General features: G+C 65.1%; 12 protein-coding genes and 1 pseudogene. 2 read left to right on the forward strand and 11 right to left on the reverse strand.

Annotated elements, in window-relative coordinates; all coding sequences use genetic code 11:
• Positions 1-4 precede the first annotated feature (4 nt).
• Positions 5-1,591: a B12-binding domain-containing radical SAM protein gene (locus tag Q2M23_RS04935; RefSeq protein ID WP_316394691.1), complete on the reverse strand. Its 1,587-nt coding sequence runs from the start codon at positions 1,589-1,591 to the stop codon at positions 5-7.
• Positions 1,592-1,720: 129 nt separating this feature from the next.
• Entirely contained in the window at positions 1,721-3,103 is a 1,383-nt protein-coding gene (locus Q2M23_RS04940) for an ethanolamine ammonia-lyase subunit EutB (RefSeq protein WP_316394692.1), read from the reverse strand.
• Between the two features lie 337 nt (positions 3,104-3,440).
• Between Q2M23_RS04940 and Q2M23_RS04945 the strand changes: the two genes are divergently transcribed.
• On the forward strand, positions 3,441-5,147 hold the full coding sequence (locus Q2M23_RS04945) for a methyl-accepting chemotaxis protein (protein WP_316394694.1): 1,707 nt from the start codon (positions 3,441-3,443) through the stop codon (positions 5,145-5,147).
• 165 nt (positions 5,148-5,312) lie between these two features.
• A complete protein-coding gene (locus Q2M23_RS04950; protein WP_229189439.1) occupies positions 5,313-6,815 on the forward strand; it encodes a sensor domain-containing diguanylate cyclase in 1,503 nt (500 codons plus the stop codon).
• Between the two features lie 46 nt (positions 6,816-6,861).
• Here Q2M23_RS04950 and Q2M23_RS04955 read toward each other — a convergent pair whose 3' ends face one another.
• The 9 genes and pseudogenes from Q2M23_RS04955 to Q2M23_RS04995 all read right to left on the reverse strand — a co-directional run.
• A complete protein-coding gene (locus Q2M23_RS04955) occupies positions 6,862-7,740 on the reverse strand; it encodes a transglutaminase family protein (RefSeq protein WP_229189438.1) in 879 nt (292 codons plus the stop codon).
• On the reverse strand, positions 7,737-10,274 hold the full coding sequence (locus Q2M23_RS04960) for a circularly permuted type 2 ATP-grasp protein (protein WP_253587413.1): 2,538 nt from the start codon (positions 10,272-10,274) through the stop codon (positions 7,737-7,739). The genes Q2M23_RS04955 and Q2M23_RS04960 overlap by 4 nt, the downstream gene beginning before the upstream one ends.
• Before the next feature lie 20 nt (positions 10,275-10,294).
• Positions 10,295-13,552, reverse strand: coding sequence for a transglutaminase family protein (locus Q2M23_RS04965; protein WP_316394703.1), 3,258 nt, complete (start codon positions 13,550-13,552; stop codon positions 10,295-10,297).
• A 226-nt stretch (positions 13,553-13,778) separates the two neighbouring features.
• Complete coding sequence (locus Q2M23_RS04970) at positions 13,779-14,282, reverse strand: GDSL-type esterase/lipase family protein (RefSeq protein ID WP_316394705.1); 504 nt, start codon at positions 14,280-14,282, stop codon at positions 13,779-13,781.
• A 248-nt stretch (positions 14,283-14,530) separates the two neighbouring features.
• Positions 14,531-16,054, reverse strand: coding sequence for an altronate dehydratase family protein (locus Q2M23_RS04975; RefSeq protein WP_316394708.1), 1,524 nt, complete (start codon positions 16,052-16,054; stop codon positions 14,531-14,533).
• 198 nt (positions 16,055-16,252) lie between these two features.
• A complete protein-coding gene (locus Q2M23_RS04980; RefSeq protein ID WP_229189433.1) occupies positions 16,253-17,029 on the reverse strand; it encodes an HpcH/HpaI aldolase family protein in 777 nt (258 codons plus the stop codon).
• 40 nt (positions 17,030-17,069) lie between these two features.
• Positions 17,070-18,155: a malate/lactate/ureidoglycolate dehydrogenase gene (locus tag Q2M23_RS04985; protein WP_057015713.1), complete on the reverse strand. Its 1,086-nt coding sequence runs from the start codon at positions 18,153-18,155 to the stop codon at positions 17,070-17,072.
• Between the two features lie 36 nt (positions 18,156-18,191).
• Positions 18,192-18,920 (reverse strand): ABC transporter ATP-binding protein, encoded by a 729-nt coding sequence (locus tag Q2M23_RS04990; protein ID WP_057015754.1) that lies wholly within the window; start codon positions 18,918-18,920, stop codon positions 18,192-18,194.
• A pseudogene (locus Q2M23_RS04995) lies at positions 18,920-19,942 on the reverse strand (ATP-binding cassette domain-containing protein); the annotation flags it as partial. The pseudogene Q2M23_RS04995 and the gene Q2M23_RS04990, both read right to left, overlap by 1 nt.
• Positions 19,943-20,018 lie beyond the last annotated feature (76 nt).

The following is a 20,018-nucleotide window of genomic DNA, read 5'->3' on the forward strand; positions in this document are numbered from 1 at the left end:
GCTGTTATTCGGCGGGGACGGAAGCCTCGCGCAGCCGAATCGAGTAGTTCGAGGCGTTCTGCCGGCCGCTGGAGGCTGCACGCGCAAAGGTGATCAAATGATGCGCAACCAACGTCGCCGAGATCAATCCCTCGATGTCGCCGCGCTTGAGCCGGCCAAGCGCAAACTTCCAGAACACGCGCTTGTAGTCGCCGAGCACGCCGACCTTCCAGAAGATGTTGCGGAGCATGATCAGGCCGCGCCGGATGTTGGCCCAGCTCTTCATCTCCGGGCTAACCGGCACCTTGATGCGATTGGCATAGGTGTAGTTGCATTGATGCAAATAGCGCGCGAACAGCTTCTTCGGCTCGTAGGCAACTTCCATGCATTTGCGCCAGGAACTGACCACGTCCTCGTAGGGCAGCAGGAACTCGACATTGGAGTCGCGGCCCTCGTCATCGATCAGCCGCCCGGCTTTTTCGAGCCGATCCCACAATGGCGTCTTCGGCAGCGCCTGCAGCAGGTTGATGGTGAGCAGCGGAATCCGCGACTCCTCGACAAAGGAGAGCAACGCGTCGCCGGTCTGGGGCTTGTCGGTATCGAGCCCCATGATGATGCCGGAGACGACCTCCATGCCGAACGAGTTGATGGTGCGCACGCCCTCGAGGATCGGAACCATCATGTTCTGATCCTTGTGCATGGCCTTCAGCGCGTCGGGATCGGGCGTCTCGATGCCGACGAAGATCGTCACGAAGTAGGCTTCGCGCATCTTCTCCAGGATCTCGGGACGCTTGGCGATGTTGAGCGTCGCCTCGCAAGCGAGGCGCGTGACATATCCGGTCCGCTTCTGCCACTCGATCAGGTGCGGCAACAGCTCGCTCGCGGCCTTACGGTTACCGATGAAATTGTCGTCGACGAAATACACGGTGTCGGTGGCACCACAGGCGCGCAGCTTGTCGAGCTCGGCGATGATCTGCTGGGGCGACTTCAGGCGCGGATTGCGGCCATAGAGCCCGGGGATGTCGCAGAACTCGCACTGATAGGGGCAGCCCGAGGAGAACTGGATGCTGCCGAGGAAATACTTCTTGGTTTCGGCGAGCTCATAGGCCGGCAGCGGGAATTCCGTCATCGGCAGCCGGTCGATGGTTTTAAGCACCACCTGCTCGTCGGGACGGCTGGTATCATCAGCCAGACGCTTGATCAGCTCATTGGTCGCATCGCCGAGCTCGCCGACGTGGAGGTAGTCGAATGAGGGATAGTAGTCCGGGCAAGCACTGACCGACGGGCCGCCGATCGCGACCACCAGGTCATGGTCATGCGCGCGATGGCAGATGTCGTTCATCTGCTGGCGCTGGATATGCATACCGCTGACGAACACGGCATCCGCCCACTCGAAATCCTCCGTCGTCGCCGGACGCAGATTCTCGTCGACGAAACGGACCGGCCAGTTCTCGGGAAGGTATGCGGCGATCAGCAGCAGGCCCTGCGGCGGCATGAACGCCCTGACGCCGTCAGTGAGGGGGTAGGCGTGCTCGAAGGTCCCAAACGACGACGTATAGCGCGGAAAAACGCAGAGGATACGTCGTACTGTCTCTATGCCCTCAGCTCTCATCAAGCGACCCCGAAGCACCGGCAAATCTAACCACGGCGCGGAACGCTGGGCCAGAAATTCTTCAACATTGTGGCACTACTTAACGTCATAACGACGAGATAGTTGCTCTGCAGAATTTCGCTATCCCCCTCAGGTCAGCAGCCTGGTTGCGAGGTCGGGCAGCCGCTCCGCACCGGCCACGAGGCGGAAGTCCTGCCCGGCAAGGCCGACGCGCGCGAGCCAGTCGTCGAATTCGGGAGCCCGCTTCAAGCCGAACAAGTCGCGGACATAGAGCGCATCGTGAAACGATGTCGACTGATAGTTCAGCATGACGTCATCCGCGCCCGGCACGCCCATGATGAAGTTCACGCCGGCGGCCGCGAGCAGCGTCAGGAGATTGTCCATGTCGTCCTGATCCGCCTCGGCGTGGTTGGTGTAGCAGACGTCGATCCCGAGCGGCAGGCCGAGCAGCTTGCCGCAGAAGTGGTCCTCGAGCCCGGCGCGGATGATTTCCTTGCCGTCATAGAGGTACTCAGGACCGATGAAGCCGACCACGCTGTTGACGAGCAGTGGATCGAACGCACGCGCCACCGCATAGGCCCGCGCCTCGCAGGTCTGCTGGTCGACCTGGTGATGGGCATTGGCGGACAGCGCTGAGCCCTGCCCGGTCTCGAAATACATCACATTGTCACCGACCGTGCCGCGGCGCAGCGACAGCCCCGCTTCCCGGGCTTCCCGCAGCAGCGAGAGGTCGACGCCGAAACTGCGATTGGCCGCCTCGGTGCCGGCGATCGACTGGAACACGAGATCGACCGGCAGCCCCTGCCCGATCAGTCCGAGCGTGGTCGTGACATGGGTCAGCACGCAGCCCTGCGTCGGAATCTCGAATCGCGTGATGATGTCGTCCAGGAGCCGCAGCAGGGTGCCGATGACGTTCGGGTCGTCGCTCGCCGGATTGATGCCGATGCAGGCATCGCCCGCTCCCAGCAGCAGCCCGTCGAGAATCGAGGCGGTGATGCCCTTGGGGTCGTCGAAAGGATGGTTCGGCTGCAGCCGCGTGCTCATTCGCCCGCGCAACCCGATGGTGTTGCGGAAGCGGGTCGTCACCTCGCATTTCTTCGCGACCAGGATCAGATCCTGGTTGCGCATCAGCTTCGACACCGCCGCAACCATCTCTGGCGTGATGCCGCGCGAGATCTTCTTGATCGCTTCCCCGCTGGCGGCATCCGACAGCAGCCAGTCGCGGAATCCGCCGACGGTGAGCGACGACACCGGCAGAAAGCCGGCAACGTCGTGGCTGTCGAGGATCAGGCGGGTGACTTCGTCAGCCTCATAGGGGATGACAGGCTCATCGAGGAATTGTTTGAGCGGAACATTGGCCAGCGCAAGCCGCGCTGCGATCATCTCCTCCGCGCTGTCGGCGGCGATGCCGGCTAGGCGGTCGCCTGAACGCGGCGGCGAGGCCTTGGCAAGCAGGATGCGCAGATCGTCGAATGCGTAATTGGTGGCGTCGATGGTGTGACGATAGAGCATGAGGGGTTCGTCGCGGGCTGGGGCAGCGCAATCTAGCACCTCTTTGCGAAAGGCGTGCCATCGGCTTCGCCCCGCGTGCTGGCGCCTTTGCCGGTAACGGCGGCGCAGCCTCGGCACGACCGCAAGCCGCGAGCACCCGGCAGACTCAAAGCGGCCCATAAGGCATTGGGATTATTTACAGATTTTAACGGTTGCGGCTGCACAAATCTCGCGTTTAAGAAATTGTCCATGAAAATTTTGCATAAGCTTTAATCGGCCGAAGGTACTCCCCGGCCTCTTGGAGTGCCCCGCAATGCCCGCCCCCGTCACATCCCCCATCTCCATGTCCCGGCCTCCAATGGCATCCCGATTCTCGCTTGCTGCCAGGCTGTACTCGACGTTTGCGCTGATTGCGGCGCTGACCGCGGCCATCACCTTCCTGTCCGAATACAATGCGCGGCGTAATGCCGAGCTGACCGAGGCCGTCGACCTCGCAAGCCGTGCCGCACTCAATGTCGAGCGGGTCAATTCACTGGTCTACGCCGTGGTGATGGAATCCCGCGGCATCTACATGTCGACCGATCCGGCAGCGGTGAAGAAATACGGCGACGGGCTGCTGGCGTTCAACGAACGCATTCTCGGCGTGGTCAAGAACTGGGAAACGCTGGTGCAGGCCGACGACGCCGCCCAGTTCGCGGTGTTCAAGAAGCGCATCGAGCAGTTCATCGATTTCCGCAAAGAGCTGGTACGCCGCGGCATCGAGATCGGCGCCGCAGCCGGGCGGGAATGGGGCGACAACGACGCCAACCGCGACGTGCGCACCGCACTGAACAAGGATCTCGAGGCGCTCTCCAAGGTCTATGCCGACCGCAGCAAGAAGCTGGCGCGGGAGACCGACACCAACCGCACGATGGCGCTGGTGCTGACCGGCCTCGGCGCCGCGGCCTTGATTGTGGTGGTACTCGGCGTGCTGATCATCGCCCGCTCGGTGGCCCGGCCGCTGTCGCAGATCACCATGACGATCAAGCGCGTCGCCGAGGGCACCGACCATGTCGAAGTACCGCATGTCGGGCGCAGCGACGAGATCGGCGCACTGGCACGCGCCATCAAGGTCTTCCAGGAGGCGATGGACCGCAATCGCAGCCTCAACGCGCAGGTCGTACAGGATTCCGAGGCGCGCGACGCGCGCGGCCGGCATATCGAGACCTTCGTCGAAGCGTTCCGTGGCACGATCGGCGAGGTGCTCCGCGCGGTGCACGACAACGCCGCGACGATGCGTCAAACCGCGCGGACCATCGCAACCGTCGCGTCGGACGCCAGCGACCGCGCGGTGGCGGCGGCAGGCGCCACCGAACAGGCCTCGAGCAACGTCTCCGCGGTGGCGGGCGCAGCCGAAGAACTCTCCGCCTCGGTCGAGGAGATCGGCCGCCAGGTCAAGCAGTCGTCCGGCGCAGTCGATCAGGCCGGTGCGCGCACCGACCGCTCGATCACCGAGATCGAGGGCCTTGCCGCCACCACCCAGCGCATCGACGGGGTGCTGAGCCTGATCCAGGCGATCGCCGAGCAGACTAACCTGCTCGCCCTCAACGCCACCATCGAAGCCGCCCGCGCCGGCGATGCCGGCCGTGGCTTCGCCGTCGTCGCGCATGAGGTCAAGGCGCTGGCCGGCCAGACCGCGAAGGCAACCGCCGAGATCAGCGAGAATGTGGGCCTGATCCAGGCCTCGACCCGCAACTCCGTGGCCGCCGTGCGCGAGATCGGTCAGGCGGTGCGCGAGATCAGCAACGTCACCGCGAACATCGCGAGCGCGGTCGGCCAGCAGGACGCGGCGACGCGCGAAATCTCCGCCAATGCCCAGATGGCCGCCCAGGGCAACGAGACCCTGGTCACTAATGTCGGCTCGCTCCGCGATGACATGGACCAAACCAGCAAGGCGGCGGAATCGGTGCTCGCGGCCTCGAACGATCTGACCACAACTGCCGAGACGCTGTCGCGCGAGGTCGAGCAGTTCTTCCGCAACCTGCGCAGCGACGCGGCCGACGGCCTGCAGCGGACCGGAACCTGAGCGGCGATCTGGCGGGGCCCTGCGACAGGGCCCCGGCAATCCGGATGGTTAAGACTCTCCCAACGCACGGACACAAATTGCCTCCGCTTCGGGTCGCATTTCTCAATTTGATGCCTCCATAGAAAAGCGTCGCTGCGCGAGGGCGCGGGGAAGTGGAACCGAGCAATGAACGGGCTTTTGCCAAAGCCGAAGGCAGTGCCGACCAAACGGCTCCTTGCGCTCGGGATCGGCCTCGTTCTCTGCTTTTCGGCGATCTGCGCATCCATCCTCTGGGAGATGGCGGGCAAGGACTATCAGCATGCGAAGCAAGGTGCGACCAACCTCGTCGCCTCCATCGCCAGCGAGATCGACCGCAACATCGACCTCTACGACCTCTCGCTCCAGGCGGTCGCCGACGGCGTCAAGCTGCAGGAACTCGGCAAGATCAGCCCGGAGCTTCGCCAAGTCGTGCTGTTCGACCGCGCCGCCACGGCCAAGGATCTCGGCTCGATCCTTGTGCTGAATGCGGCGGGGGACGTCACGCTCGATTCCAGGACGTTGACGCCGCGGGCCGCAAATTTCGCCGATCGAGACTTCTTCCGGGCACATCAGACGCGAGCGGACGGCGGGCTGTTCATCAGCGCTCCGTGGATTACCTCTGACGGCGAATATCTGATCAGCCTCAGCCGCCGCATCAACAATGACGACGGTTCCTTTGCCGGCGTGGTCGCGGGCAGCATGCGGCTCAGCTATTTCCACAATCTGTTTCGCAAGCTGAATTTCGGCTTCGGCGACAGCATGGCGCTGTTCAACAGCGATGGCGTCATACTGATGCGCGCCCCGTTCGACATCAGCAAGATCGGGCAAAGCATCAAGGACTCTCTGGTCTTCAAGCAATTTCCGGCACGACAATCCGGCTCCTACATCACGAAATCGATCGTCGATCATGTCAGCCGGCTCTATGTTTTCCAGGCGGTCGGACACAATCGCCTGCTCATCGCCGAGGGTCTTGCGCTCGACGGCATCTATGCCGACTGGTGGCAGCAGCTCTGGCTGATCGGCAGCGTGGTGGCAGCGCTCTGCGGCTTCTCGATCGTGCTGATGTTCTACCTGGTGGCCGCTCTCAAACGGCGGGCCGCCGCGGAAGACCGGCTCGCGCACCTCGCGAGCACGGATGCACTGACGGGCCTCGCCAATCGTCGCCGCCTCGACGATACCCTTGACGTCGAATGGCGCCGTGGCATGCGTGCAAAGGCGCCGGTCTCGCTTCTGATGATCGACGTCGATCATTTCAAGATCTACAACGACACGTACGGGCATCAGGCCGGCGACGCCGTGCTCACCACCGTGGGACGGTGCATCGCAGGCAGCGCCAAGCGTGCAACTGATCTCGGCGCCCGCTATGGCGGCGAGGAATTTTCGGTGTTGCTGCCCGGCATCGGCAAGGCGGGCGCCCTGGAAATTGCCGAACGGATCCGCGCCAAGCTGGCGGCCGCGCGGGAATCCGAGCCTGAGTTGCCGACCGTCAGCATCGGATTGTCCTGCCTCGTCCCGGACCACGAGCGCACGTCGCGCGATCTGCTCAAGGCCGCGGACCTTGCGCTCTATCAAGCCAAGCGTGAAGGCCGCGACCGCGTCATCGTCAGCCCGATCGGGTGGGATAAATCGGGCAAGCGGCACGTCGCCTGATCGCGACCGCATTGGCGCGGTCGAACGCGCCGCCCGCCCGTCTCGCTCACTCCACCGGCAGCACGTCAACCGCAACGGCGAGCTTTTGCTTGCGCGCGCCGACGATGACGCCATCGACCGGCGAGACGTCGGCGAAGTCGCGGCCGATGGCGAGAATGATGTGGTCGCTCCCGACCATCAGATCGTTGGTCGGGTCGAACCCGACCCAGCCGAGCGCGCTGCCGCACCAGACCGAGACCCAGGCATGGGTGGCGTCGGCGCCCTGCAGCCGCGGCTGGCCCGGCGGCGGAATGGTGCGCAAATAGCCGCTGACATAGGCCGCGGGCAGGCCGAGGCCGCGCAGCCCCGCGATCATCACATGGGCAAAGTCCTGGCACACGCCGTGGCGCTTCTCGAACACGTCGCGAAGCGGTGTCGAGATCACGGTCGCCTTGGGATCGTATTTGAAGTCGTTGCGGATGCGGCGCATCAGGTCGGCCGCCCCGGTGAGGATGCCGCCGCCGGGCAAAAAGCTCGCGGAAGCGTAGGCCGTCACGGGCCGTAGCACCGGCACCAGTGCGCTGGCAAAGACGTAGCCGACCGGCGAGGCCGCATCGAGGCTCAATGCCTCGAACGCGTTGTCACGCACGTCCTCCCAGGGCGGACTGGCGGCGTCGCACGCCGGCGGCTGTCGCGCCACCGAGACCCGCGAGCGGGCATCGATGCGCAGACTGCGATGCGCGGTCTCGATCAGGACGCTTTCAGTGAGCGTGCCGAAGAAGTCGCGCCTTGCGGTGCGTTCCGCGGGCCTCGGACGGATCTCGACCGAATGCGAGATCAGCTGCTGCCCATCGCCAGTGACCGGCTCCAGCCGCAGCGAGCAGCGCGCGAAGCTGACCTGGGTCTCGTAGCTGTAGGTCGTGACGTGACGGATGTCGTAGATCACGCCAGCCCCGTGAGCTTCTCCGGCCGGCTGGCATTCGGTCCGTGCGGGAAATAATGCAGCCCGATCGCGTCGGCGAGGTTGAGCAGATCCTGCTCTAGCGCGAACAGCGTCTTGACGTCGAGGCTCGAGGCTTCAGCCGTTGTGAGCATTGCCTCGACCGCGACGGCAAGACGCTGCGGCCGCTCGATCAGGCCATGCTCCTTCAGGCTCGGCAGCGCGGCAATATGCTCGTTCAGCGCCGCGACCTGGAATGCGACCGAGCGCGGATTGTAGGGGTCGAGCACCGCCAGATCGCGCACCGGTGCGAGCAGCGGCTGCACCAGATAGCGCGAGCGATAAGTGATCTGGCAGTCGACCAGCGTGAGCAGAACGTCGAGGTCCTCGTCACCGGCTTCGTCATAGGCGAACTGACGGGCAAAGCGCGTGGTGTTGACGGCGCGCTCGGCGCGGCGGCCCATCTCGAGGAAACGCCAGCCGGCGGCGCGGTTCATGTTTTCCTGCGCGAGGCCGGCGAAGCTTGCGAGCTCCTGCAAGGTCAATTCGGCGGCGCTGACGACGCCGTCATCGTCATGAACCTCGATGGCCAGCCGATCAGCCATCTCGGTGATGACCTGCCAAGCGTCCGGCGACAGCCGCTCGCGGAGCGAGGTCGCCGTGCGCTGCGCGGATCGCACCAGCGACAGCGCCGAGCCGAATTTCTCCTCGCTCTGCAGCGCTTCGAGCGCGACCTTGGCGAGATTGGCGCGCGCGGTCTGCGAGGCCGCGCCCCAGGCGACCAGCATGCGCTGGATGCGCTCGGCCGAATGCATCGCCGGCGCCGAGCCGTTCGAATTCGCGCGCGCAGGATCGCGCAACGGCGTGCACAGCGCGCGGATCAGCCGGATGGTGGCCTCGGCGCGCTCCAGATAGCGGCCGAGCCAGAACAGATTGTCGGCGGCGCGGCTCGGCAGCACGCCGGCGATGCGGCGGATGCGGACGGTGTCGACCGCCGGCAGCAGGGTCGAGGTCTCAACCGCCTTGTCGGAGACCACCCAGACATCGGCGGACACCGCGCCATCGCCCATCGACACCGCGCGCGCATCGGCCCGATCGGCAATCCGGCAGAAGCCGCCGGGCAGCACAGTCCAGCCGCTCGGCGTCGCCGCCGCGAACACCCGCAACACGAACGGACGCGGCGCGATGCGACCGTTCTCCCATACCGGCGTGGTCGACAGCCGCACGAGCTCCTGACCGACATAATCGATGCCGCGATGGCTGATGGCATCCTTCAGGCGGTCGCGGTCCGCTGCCGACAATTCGCCCGGGAGCACCGGTCCGTTGCCGGGAAAATCCGCAACGCCGCGGCCATAGGCGCCTTCGATCGCGAACTCGTCGAGCCGCGACAGCACCTCTTCGCGGGCGGATTTCTGGCCGCACCACCAGGTCGCGATGTGCGGCATCATCAGGTCTTCAGAGAGCAGGCGCCGGCACAGATTGGGCAGGAAGCCGAGCAGCGCCCTCGCCTCCATCACGCCGGAGCCCGGCATGTTGGCGACCACGACGCCGCCCTTGCGCAGAACCTCGACAAGCCCGGGCACGCCGAGATAGGAGGACGCGTCGAGCTCGAGCGGATCGAGCATGTTGGAATCGACCCGGCGCAGCAGCACGTCGAGCCGCTTCAGCCCGGCGACGGTGCGGATGTGGACGCGATCGCCTGAGACCGCGAGATCGTCGCCCTCGACCAGCAGGAAACCGAGATAGCGCGCCAGCGTGGCGTGCTCGAAGTAGGTCTCGCTGAACGCGCCGGGCGTCAGCAGGCCGATCCGCGGCTCGTCGCGATCGGCGCTGGCGCGCAGCGAATCGCGGAACGCCTCGAAGAACGGCGCGACGCGCTCGACATTCATCGACTTGTAGAGATTGGAAAAGGCGCGCGACAGCACCAGGCGGTTTTCCAGCGCATAGCCCGCGCCCGACGGTGCCTGCGTGCGATCGCCGAGCACCCACCAGCGGCCGTCAGGCCCGCGGCCGATGTCGGCGGCATAGAGATGCAGATAGCGGCCCCCCGGCGGCTTGATGCCGCTGACCGCGCGCAGATACTCGCTGCTGCCGGCGATCGCCGCGGCAGGGATGGCGCCGTCCGCAACGAGGCGGCCTTCGCCGTAGAGGTCGGCCAGCACCATCTCCAGCAGCTGCGCGCGTTGCGCGACACCGGCGGCGAGCTGGCGCCAGTCCGCCGCGTCGATGATCAGCGGCAGATGGCTGAGCGGCCAGATCCGGTCGGAAGTGTCGCCCGGCGCGCGATAGGTGACGCCGGCCTCATGCAGATGGCGATCGGCGGAGGCGAAGCGGCGCTCGATATCGGCCGGCGACAGCGCGGCAAAGGCGTCGAAGAAGCGGGCCCAGACCGGCCGCGGCGCGCCGTTGTCTGCAATATACTCGTCGGGAATGCCGGGCAGCCGGACATAGTCGCGGGTCCACTGCGCCATCCGGCGCTGACCGGGACGGGCCCTGCTCTCCTGACTGCTGCCTGGACTATTGCCACCCGATGCGGACATTCCACTTCCCCTTGACACAATTAGTGCAGGAGCGGCGTCCGCAAGTCGAGGGTCAAGGGAAACTCAATTGTGCGTTCCTCCGGCGGCGTCTCGATCTTGCCGGGAGTATGGCCGTGCTCCTGGAAGCGCGCCAGCCGCCGCGCCTCGGCCTCGTAGGAATTGACCGGCTTGGTCTCGTAGTTGCGGCCGCCGGGATGGGCGACATGATAGACGCAGCCGCCGAGCGAGCGTCCGTTCCAGGTGTCGATCAGGTCAAACGTCAGCGGCGCATGCACGGGAATGGTCGGATGCAGGCCGGAGGCCGGCTGCCAGGCCTTGAAGCGGACACCAGCGACCGCCTCGCCGGCACGGCCGGTCTCGGTCATCGGCATCCGTCTGCCGTTGCAGGTGATGACATGGCGCCCATCGACGAATCCGGTCGCCTTCACCTGGAGACGCTCGACCGACGAATCGACGTAGCGCACGGTGCCGCCCGAGGTGCCCTCCTCGCCCAGCACATGCCAGGGCTCGAGCGCCTGCCGCAGTTCGAGACCGACGCCGCCGTGATGAACGCGGCCGAAGGCGGGGAAGCGGAATTCGAGCTGTGCCTGGTACCATTCCGGCTCGACGTCGTAACCGGATTGCTTGAGCTCGGCGAGCACGCCGAGGAAATCCTCCCAGAGGAAATGCGGTAGCATGAACCGGTCATGCAGCGCGGTGCCCCAGCGCACGAACCTGCCCTGCTGCGGCTCACGCCACAGCTTTGCGATCAGCGCGCGGATCAACAGTTGCTGCGCCAGCGACATCCGCGGGTCGGGCGGCATTTCGAGCGCGCGGAATTCGACCAGGCCAAGCCGGCCGGTCGGGCCGTCGGGCGAATACAGCTTGTCGATGCAGATCTCGGCGCGGTGGGTGTTGCCGGTGATGTCGACCAGGATATGCCGGAACAGGCGATCGACCAGCCACAGCGGCGCATCCATGCCCGGCGGCGGCACGTGCGACAGCGCAATCTCCAGCTCATAGAGCCCGTCATGCCGCGCCTCGTCGATGCGCGGCGCCTGGCTGGTCGGGCCGATGAACATGCCGGAAAACAGGTAGGACAGCGACGGATGCCGCTGCCAGTACAGCACGAGGCTCTTCAACAGATCGGGCCGGCGCAGGAACGGTGAATCCTCCGGCCTGCTGCCGCCGACCACGATGTGGTTGCCACCGCCGGTGCCCGTGTGGCGGCCGTCGATCAGGAAACGGTTGGCCCCTAACCGCGTCTTGGCGGAGTCCTCATAGAGGCCGAGCGTGATGTCGACGGCCTCGCGCCAACTCTGCGCCGGCTGCACGTTGATCTCGATCACGCCGGGATCCGGCGTCACCTTGATCACCTCGATGCGCGGATCGAAGGGCGGTGCATAACCCTCGACGTGCACCTGCAGCTGCAACTCTTCGGCCGCGGCTTCGATCGCTGCGATCAGGTCGAGATAATCCTCGACCTTCTCGACCGGCGGCATGAAGGCGCACAGCACGCCGTCGCGAACCTCGATCGACATCGCGGTGCGCACCGGCAGCGGCTCGGGAATCTCCTTCAAGGCTTGCTGCAGCTCGTCGGAAAGCACGTCGCGCGTCGCCATCGGATCGCGTTCGACGACGTAGGGATAATCGTCCGGCGGCACATATTCGAGCGAGGCGATCGGAAGCCGCAAGCCCAGCGGCGAGTCGCCGGGTGACAGGAACAGATGGCTACGCCGGATCTTCCAGCGCTCGCTGCGCCAGCGTGCCGGCACGCGATCACCGAGCGGGCTCCAGCGCTGGATCGGCAGCACGTAACCTTTCGGCGTGGTCAACCCCTCGTCGAACACCCGCGCCATCCGGGCGCGCTCTTCCGGATCGGTCAGCTTGGAATTCGCCGGGCTGACATTGGCCGGCAGGCTGGCTTCACGCTGCAGCCAGAAGGCGGGATCTTCATAAGCCGGCATGGCATAGTCGACGCCGAGACCAAGCTTGGTTGCTGTTACTTTGACGAAACGCTGGGCCTCCGCGATCTCGGCCCTGCGCGAATTCTCAATGCCGGCGATCAGCTCGGCATTCTTCCAGATCGGCTTGCCGTCCTTGCGCCAGTAGAGACCGAACGCCCAGCGCGGCAGGCTCTCGCCGGGATACCATTTGCCCTGGCCGTAATGCAGCAGGCCGCCCGGCGCGAACCGCGTGCGCAGCTTGCGGATCAATTCGTCGGCGAGCGCGCGCTTGGTCGGGCCGACCGCGGCGACATTCCACTCCGGCGATTCCAGATCGTCGACAGAAACGAAGGTCGGCTCGCCGCCCATGGTCAGGCGCACATCGTCTTTCCTCAGGTCGGCATCGACCTGCTCGCCGAGCTGGTCGAGCCGCGCCCAGGATTCATCGGAGAATGGTTTGGTGATGCGCGGCGCCTCGCCGATGCGCTTGACGCTCATCTCGAAGCCGAACTCGACATTGGCAACGCCCGCGGTACCGGTCACCGGCGCGGCCGAGCGATAATGTGGCGTGGCGCACACCGGGATGTGGCCCTCGCCCGTCAGCATGCCGGAGGTGACGTCGAAACCGATCCAGCCCGCGCCCGGCAGATAGACCTCGGCCCAGGCGTGCAGGTCGGTGAAATCGCTCTCGACCTCGCGCGGCCCCTCGAGCGGATCGATGTCCGGCCGCAGCTGAATGAGATATCCGGAGACGAAACGCGCGGCGAGCCCGAGGTGGCGCAGCGTCTGGATCAAGAGCCACGCCGAGTCGCGGCAGGAGCCGGAGCCCGCGGCCAAGGTCTCCTCCGGCGTCTGGATGCCGGCCTCCATGCGGATGACGTAGCTGATCTTCTTTTGCAGCTGCGCGTTCAGCTCGACCAGGAAGTTGACGGTGCTGTCGGCCTGGCGCGGAATCTCCTTCAGGTAAGCCGCGAGCAGCGGCTCGGCCTCATCGGTCTCGAGATAGGGCGCGAGCTCGGTCTTGAGATCGCCGGGATATTCGAACGGAAAGCTGTTGGCAAAGGGCTCTACGAAGAAGTCGAACGGATTGACCACCGTCATGTCAGCGGTGAAATCGACCTCGACCTTGAGCTCGGTGGTCTTCTCTGGAAAGACGTAGCGCGCCAGCCAGTTGCCCTGCGGGTCTTGCTGCCAGTTCACGAAGTGATTGGCGGGCGTGACCTTGAGCGAATAGCTCGTGATCGGCATGCGCGTATGCGGCGCGGGCCGAAGCCGAATGGTCTGAGGCCCGAGATCGATCGGCCGGTCGTATTTGTAGTGCGTGACGTGATGCAGTGCGACTGATATCGACACGGACCGAGGGCTCCAGCAGCTTTTTTGAGCAGAACACTGCTGCCGGTCGACATCAAGCACTAACAACGGGCACGGGGTGCCCAAGGTAAGGGCGCGATCCGTAGCCCTGATGGAGCGAAAGCGAAATCCGGGGCCTTCATCCGCAGGAAGAGTCCCGGATTGCGCGGAGCCTGTCATCGGGCGCGCATTCGCGCGACCCGTTGGCTTCATCCGGGCTACGCGATTGCTAGCGGCCGATTGCGCCGGATACCTGCGAAGCAAGCTGCTCGGCGAGCATATGATAGCCCTCGGGGGTCAAATGCACACCATCGGGCTGATGGGGGAGTCCACCCAGCATCCCGTTAGGGAGCATGATCACCGCGATGCCACGGGCGCTGAGACGACTTTGGATATCCGCGGTCCGGTCAGGGCTGCCCTTGCGCCGGTCATTGCCGCCTGGCTGCAAAATAACCGCACGGGTCCCGTTCGGGACGGCGCGGTCGAGGCGTTGCAGCATCCCTTCCGTGGTCTCGCCGTTGATGCCGGCGTTCACGATGCGGACGCTCAATCCCTTCGCCCGCAAGATCGCTTCGAGCTGCGCGGGATAGGCCTGGTTGCGCGCCACGCCCTTGCCGTAGGTATTGCTCGCGCCAAGCGCGACTATGGTTGCGGCGTCAGCCGAAGCGGCGCCGAGGCTCAAAGCGGCGAGAAATGCAATGCATCCAACAATTCCCAACCAACGCGCGCGCATGCTTCCTCCGTCCCCTCCGTAGCCCGGATGGAGCGCAGCGTAGTCCGGGAAGCTTCATTCGCCAACGTACTTCCTTGTCGTCCCTGCGAAAGCAATGCGAAAGCAGGGACCCAGACCGCGTGGTCCTAATGATGAAAGACGATGGCAGACGCCTCGCACATCACTACGGCCGGTGGTTATGGGTCCCAGCTTTCGCATAGCTTTCGCAGGGACGACGGCGGAGTGAAAGGCTAGATCGTGGCTCTAAACTACATCGTCGCGCCCAGCACCCACGGCGCGAATTCAGCGCCGCCGAAGTCAAAGCTCTCGCTCTTGGTCGGCTGGCCCGAGGCGGTCTTGAGGATGAGGTCGAAGATGCGCTGGCCGCATTCCTGCACGCTCTCCTCGCCGTCGAGGATGGTGCCGCAATTGACGTCCATGTCGTCTTCCATCCGCTTGTACATCGGCGTGTTGGTCGCGAGCTTGATCGACGGCGCCGGCTTGCAGCCGAACACGCTGCCGCGGCCGGTGGTGAAGCAGACGAGGTTGGCGCCGCCGGCGACCTGCCCGGTCGCGGCGACCGGGTCGTAGCCCGGCGTGTCCATGAACACAAAGCCCTTCTTGGTGACGGGCTCGGCGTAGTTGAGGACGTCGACGAGGTTGGTGCTGCCGGCCTTGGCCATCGCGCCCAGCGACTTCTCAAGGATGGTGGTGAGACCGCCGGCCTTGTTGCCCGGGCTCGGATTGGCGTTCATTTCGGCGCCCTCACGCTGGGTGTACTCCTCCCACCAGCGCATCAGGCCGACCAGCTTCTCGCCGACCTCGCGGCTGACGGCGCGGCGAGTCAGCAGATGCTCCGCGCCATAGGTCTCGGGCGTCTCCGAGAGGATCACGGTGCCGCCGTGACGGACCAGCAGATCGCTCGCCGCGCCGAGCGCCGGATTGGCGGATACGCCGGAGTAACCATCCGAGCCGCCGCATTGCAGCGCCACGGTGAGCTCGCTCGCCGGCACCGCCTCGCGCTTGACCTTGTTGGCGTCGGCGAGCGCTTCCTTGACGAAGGCAACGCCGGCTTCCACCGTCTTGCGGGTGCCGCCGACCTCCTGGATGTCCATCGCGCGCAGACGACCGGCGAGCTTCTGCTCCTGCATCAGGCCGCCGATCTGGTTCACCTCGCAGCCGAGGCCGAGCACAATGACGTTGGAGAAATTGACGTGCCGCGCATAGCCGCCGAGCGTGCGGCGGAGCAGCGCCAAGGGCTCGTCCTGGGTCATGCCGCAGCCGGTCTTGTGGGTCAGCGCGACGACGCCGTCGACACTCGGGTAATCGGCGAGCGGATTGTCGCCGGTGAACGGATTCTTCTTGAACATGTCGGCCACGATGCCGGCGACATGGGCGCTGCAATTCACCGAGGTGAGGATGCCGATATAGTTGCGGGTCGCGACGCGGCCGTCGGCGCGGCGGATGCCTTCGAAGGTCGCCGGCAGATCGAAGTTCGGCACCGGCTTGACGTCGACGCCATAGGCATAATCCTTGGCGAAATCACCCATGCCGCAGTTCTGCGTATGTACGTGCTGGCCGGGCGCGATCGGCTGGGTCGCAAAGCCGATGATCTGGCCGTAGCGCCGGATCGGCTCGCCTTGCGCGATCGGCTTGATCGCGACCTTGTGGCCCGCGGGGATCCGATCGACCGTCGTGATGCCCTCAGTCACCTCAAGCCCCGGCGGCAGGCTCGCGCGCGCGATCAGGACGCTGTCGTCGGCGTGCAGGCGGATCACTTGTGCCGAGGCCATCGGAGTTCTCCTTTGGAGTTAGTCACCTCTCCCCGTCCTTTACGGGGAGAGGTCGAATTCTCGCACAGCGACAATTCGGGTGAGGGGCGACGCACGTTGCCAATTACAAAGACGGTGCTAGCCGGATAGAGCCCCTCACCCCAACCCTCTTCCCGCAAAAGCAGGGCGAGGGAGCAGAGCTAACATCGCGGACAGAGCTTACGCCTTGCCGCCGGACTTCTCGCGGGTCGCGTTGACCTGCATCTTGGCGTAGACCTGCATCAGGCCGACCTCGTTCGACAGCGTCACGAGCTTGAAGCCCATGTTGATCGCGCGCACCGCGCCTTCGGCGCCCGAGCAGTGGATGCCCGGATTGAGGCCGCGCTTGCCGCATTCCTTGATGATCTTCTCGTAGATCTTGAGGATCTCCGGCTCGTCGCGATCGAGCTTCGGCACCAGGCCGTAGGAGAAGCCGAGATCGGACGGGCCGATATAGACGCCATCGATGCCTTCGACATCGAGGATCGCTTCCATGTTCTCGACCGCGGTCTTGGTCTCCATCATCGGCAGCAGCACGATCTCGTCGTTGGCGGTCTGCTGATAGGTGCCGGCCGAGCCGTACATGCCGGCGCGGATCGGGCCGTTGGAGCGCACGCCCTTCGGCGGATATTTGGCGTAGGAGACGAGGTTTCTGGCTTCCTGCGGTGTGTTGACCATCGGGCAGATCACGCCATAGGCGCCGCCGTCCAGCACCTTGCCGATGATGCCGGGCTCATTCCAGGGCACGCGGACCATCGGCGTCACCGGATGGGCGTGCATCGACTGAAAGCACTGCACCATCGACTGATAATCCTGCACACCGTGCTGCATGTCGACGGTGACGCTGTCGAAGCCGCATTGCGCGATCACTTCGGCCGAGAATCCCGAGGGGATCGCGAGCCACGCGTTCACCACCGCTTTGCCCGATGCCCAGACTTGCTTGACCTTGTTTGCCATTGATCGCGTTTCCCTTTGCGGTTTATTGGGGGACGAGCCTTCAGCTGGTCGCCCGCTGGATAGAAACTTCGCTGACGCCGACTTCGCGCGCGGTATTCACTATCGCCGCCCACGTGTCGTCAGGCAAGGGGATGCCATTCCTGGTGCGATCGGCACGGGTTTTCCGCTCCGGATCGCCTGGAACCAGCACGGAATCCGTGCCCGCGATCGGCTTGGTGGCGCGGATGAAATCGGTGTAGCGGGTGATTTCTCCATCGAAGAAATTGCTGGTGTCGATCACCTTGGGGTCGATGTAGAACGCCATCATGCCGTTGGCGAAGCGCCGGTCCGACGACGTCGCGCCGGTGCCGGTCAGCGCGCCGCCCAGCAGTTCGCAGATGAAGGCGAGACCCGAGCCCTTGTGATCGCCGAAGGCGCGGATCGCGCCAGTTCCCTTGGTGTGGTCGCGCGGTCCGTCCGGCGTGTACGGCCCATACAGCACGTGGGGATCCTCGCTCAGCGTGCCGTCGGCATCGACGAGCGCGCCGATCGGCAGCTTCTTGCCGCCGCGGCTTGCCACCAGGCACTTGCCCTCGGCGACAACCGAGGTCGCAAAATCGAGCACGATCGGATCCTGGCCCTGACGCGGAATGCCGACGCAATACGGCGCCGTGGACAGGCGCTTCTCGACGCCGCCGTAAGGCGCAACCAGCAGCGAGCCGGCCGCGGTCACGAAATGAATTGAAACAAGACCTTCGGCGGCGGCCATCTCGGCCCAGTCGCCGACGCGGCCGAGATGACCGGAGTTGCGCAGCGCGACCGCGGCGAGCCCCGCCTTCTTGCACTTCTCGATGCCGAGTCTGACCGCAACCGGCGTGACGGTCTGGCCATAGCCGAACTTGCCGTCGACCACCGCGAGCGATGGCGTGTCGACCACCACCTCGGGAGACTGGTTCGGCACGATCGAGCCCATCTTCTTCCACCTGACATAAACCGGCACGCGGATCACGCCGTGGCTGTCATGACCTGTAAGATTCGCGGTCGTCAGATAGGTCGCGATGCGCTTCGCCTCTTCCGGAGAGGACTCCGAATGGGAAAACACCTCGGACACGAAGTTGATGAGGTTATCGACCTTGATGGTGACCATGAAAAACCAGCTCGCTCAGTAAAGCACGGGACGTTGTCAGGCGTGGGTTTTGGCGTGGCCGCCGAGATAGGCCGCGGCGATAGCCTCATTGCCCCACAATTCGTCGGGCTTGCCGCCCAGCACGATCCGCCCCGTTTCCAGGACAAAGCCATGATCGGCGACCGAAAGTCCCATGCGCGCATTTTGCTCGACGAGCAAGACCGTGGTGTCCTTCCTGATCTGCGAAATGATGCGGAACACCGCCTGCACGATCACAGGCGCCAGCCCGAGCGACGGTTCGTCGAGCAGCAGCAGCCGCGGCTTGGCCATCAGGCCGCGCGCCACCGCGACCATCTGCAGCTGGCCGCCGGACAGCGTCCAGCCGAGCGCGTTGGAAAAGGCGCGGATGTCCGGGAACAGATCGAACATCGCGTCGGCCTCGCGCGAGATCTGCGACGCCGGCACCTTCCGGTTCGATGCGCCGAGCATGATGTTCTCTTTCACGGTGAGGCCCGGAAACACGCGGCGGCCTTCCGGCACGTGCGAGATGCCGAGCCGGACGATCGCTTCGGGCCCGAGGCCCGCGATCGAGTGGCCGTCGAACATAATGTCGCCGGAGGCGGGCTTGGCGAGGCCTGAGATCGCGCGCAGCGTGGTCGACTTGCCGGCGCCGTTGGCGCCGAGCAGCGTGACCACCTGGCCCTGCTCCACGGCGATGGTGACGCCGCGCAGCGCTTCGATCTCGCCGTAGCGGACCACGAGATTGCGGATTTCGAGCAGCGGCATCATTCGCTCCCGAGATAGGCGGAGACGACGTCGGGATGGCGCAGCACCGCCATCGACTCGCCGTCCGCGATGCGGCGTCCGAAGTTCAGCACGGTGATGTGCTGGGCGGCCTCCGACACCAGCGTCATGTCGTGATCGATGATCAGGATGGTGAGGCCCTGGGCAGCGATGCGCTTCAGCAGCTCATGCAGCTCCAGCTTCTCGGTCGAGTTGAGACCGGCCGCCGGCTCGTCGAGCAGCAGCAGCGTCGGGTTCGACGCCAGCGCCCGCGCGATCTCGATCAGGCGCTGGTGGCCGTAGGAGAAGCTCGAGATCAATTCGTTGGCGCGGTTACCGAGCCCGACGAAGGTCAGCGCCTCCATCGCGCGCTCGGTCAGCGCGTCCTCGCCCTTCCCGATCATGGTGTTGCCGGGCCGTTCGGCGCCGATCTCGACATTCTCCAGCGCGGTCATCGAGCGGAACAGGCGGATGTTCTGGAAGGTGCGTCCGAGGCCGGCCGCCGTGCGCTGATGCGGCGCCATGTTGGTGATGTCGGTGCCGTCGAGCACGATCCTGCCCGCGGTCGCCTTGTAGAGCCCGGACAGCACGTTCAGCGTCGTGGTCTTGCCGGAGCCGTTCGGCCCAATCAGCGCATGCACGCTGCCGCGCTTCACCGCGATATCGACGCCGTCGACCGCCTTGAGGCCGCCAAAGTGCTTCGAGAGCCCGGTCACTTCGAGCACGATGTCGCCGCCTGACGTCGCCGGCTTGAGCTGCAAGGCCGCCGCGGCCGGCGGCGCCTTGGTGTGCGCACGCCAGCGCGTGAATGCGTCCGACACAAAACCCCAGATACCGTCGGGCATGAAGCGAATGATCAGGATCACGAACAGGCCGTAGATCGCCAGATAAAGTCCCGGCACGCTCTTGAGGAAGCGCAGCCATTCCGGGATCAGGATCAGGAGGCCCGTACCGATCACCGAGCCAATCGGCGAGGCCACGCCGCCGAGCAGCGACATGGTCAGGAACACGATCGATTCTGCGAACAAGTCGGAGGCCAAGCGGTCTTAGGAAGACAACTATAACACTCAACTCCTTGGCTCACAGAACGACATGGCTACG

The sequence above is a fragment of the Bradyrhizobium sp. 33ap4 genome, from assembly GCF_032654765.1.
GTDB lineage: Bacteria > Pseudomonadota > Alphaproteobacteria > Rhizobiales > Xanthobacteraceae > Bradyrhizobium > Bradyrhizobium australafricanum.

Excerpts from the sequence above, each read along its gene's own strand:
- Q2M23_RS04935 (WP_316394691.1), bottom strand. The coding sequence starts at position 1,591 with ATGAGAGCTGAGGGCATAGAGACAGTACGACGTATCCTCTGCGTTTTT.
- Q2M23_RS04940 (WP_316394692.1), bottom strand. The coding sequence starts at position 3,103 with ATGCTCTATCGTCACACCATCGACGCCACCAATTACGCATTCGACGAT.
- Q2M23_RS04945 (WP_316394694.1), top strand. The coding sequence starts at position 3,441 with ATGGCATCCCGATTCTCGCTTGCTGCCAGGCTGTACTCGACGTTTGCG.
- Q2M23_RS04950 (WP_229189439.1), top strand. The coding sequence starts at position 5,313 with ATGAACGGGCTTTTGCCAAAGCCGAAGGCAGTGCCGACCAAACGGCTC.
- Q2M23_RS04960 (WP_253587413.1), bottom strand. The coding sequence starts at position 10,274 with ATGTCCGCATCGGGTGGCAATAGTCCAGGCAGCAGTCAGGAGAGCAGG.
- Q2M23_RS04970 (WP_316394705.1), bottom strand. The coding sequence starts at position 14,282 with ATGCGCGCGCGTTGGTTGGGAATTGTTGGATGCATTGCATTTCTCGCC.
- Q2M23_RS04975 (WP_316394708.1), bottom strand. The coding sequence starts at position 16,054 with ATGGCCTCGGCACAAGTGATCCGCCTGCACGCCGACGACAGCGTCCTG.
- Q2M23_RS04980 (WP_229189433.1), bottom strand. The coding sequence starts at position 17,029 with ATGGCAAACAAGGTCAAGCAAGTCTGGGCATCGGGCAAAGCGGTGGTG.
- Q2M23_RS04985 (WP_057015713.1), bottom strand. The coding sequence starts at position 18,155 with ATGGTCACCATCAAGGTCGATAACCTCATCAACTTCGTGTCCGAGGTG.
- Q2M23_RS04990 (WP_057015754.1), bottom strand. The coding sequence starts at position 18,920 with ATGCCGCTGCTCGAAATCCGCAATCTCGTGGTCCGCTACGGCGAGATC.